The sequence below is a fragment of the Aquabacterium sp. UBA2148 genome (genome assembly GCF_002328915.1).
In the GTDB taxonomy this organism is placed as follows: domain Bacteria; phylum Pseudomonadota; class Gammaproteobacteria; order Burkholderiales; family Burkholderiaceae_C; genus Aquabacterium; species Aquabacterium parvum.
This window is the reverse complement of record NZ_DCXA01000048.1, coordinates 989-1,785: the sequence shown is the minus strand read 5'-3', so window position 1 is coordinate 1,785 and position 797 is coordinate 989. Positions and strand designations below refer to the sequence as shown.

The following is a 797-nucleotide window of genomic DNA, read 5'->3' as shown; positions in this document are numbered from 1 at the left end:
CTGGCCCCCGCCCTCCGGGCGTCACCATCGACCTGGCCATCGTTCATTCAATCAGCCTGCCGCCTGGCGTCTACGGCGGCAACGAAGTCGAGCGACTCTTCACCAACACGCTCGACTGGGACGCGCACCCCTACTTCGACCAGATTCGCGGCGCCGAAGTGTCGTCTCACTTTTTCATCCGGCGGGATGGCGAGCTGGTTCAATTCGTCAGCGTCAACGAGCGTGCCTGGCACGCGGGCAAATCCTCGTGGCAAGGCCGCGACAATTGCAACGACCACAGCGTGGGAATCGAGCTCGAAGGCCTGGAACATCACCCCTTCGAAGACGCCCAGTACCAGGCCCTTGCCAGCCTGCTCTCGGACCTGAGCCAGACCTGGCCCATCCACCAGACAGTGGGCCATGAACATGTGGCTCCTGGGCGAAAACAAGACCCCGGCAAGGCCTTCGAATGGGCTCGGCTCGCTGAGCTGACGGGCTGGAAAAACGACCGATTGCCCCCCCTCGCCATGCCACCGCTGCAGGCCTGAATCAGCGCTTTCCCGAGTTTTTGCAACAGCCTGATGCACGCCCCAAAAAAGGCGCTATAGTCGCCACCGAACACTACAGGTAGCGTCCAAAAACAAATCGGACACCATATCTAGTGCTCCAGCAGTCGGCGCCCGGCCACCCCGCGGCGCCTCCCATCTTCAGGCCCGCGAGCCCCATCACAAGGGACTTCGGCCCTGTGCCCACCGAAGGGAACCCCATGCAAACGTCCACGCCCAGCACCCAGTCGTCCACCCCGTCTGCCTTCTCCA

1 protein-coding gene is annotated in these 797 nt (G+C 62.9%); it reads left to right on the top strand.

Translation table 11 applies throughout. From position 1 onward, the window contains the following. Positions 1–527 (top strand): 1,6-anhydro-N-acetylmuramyl-L-alanine amidase AmpD (ampD, locus tag B2W70_RS02485; protein ID WP_286742501.1); only part of this gene is annotated, 527 nt, incomplete at its 5' end. Positions 528–797 lie beyond the last annotated feature (270 nt).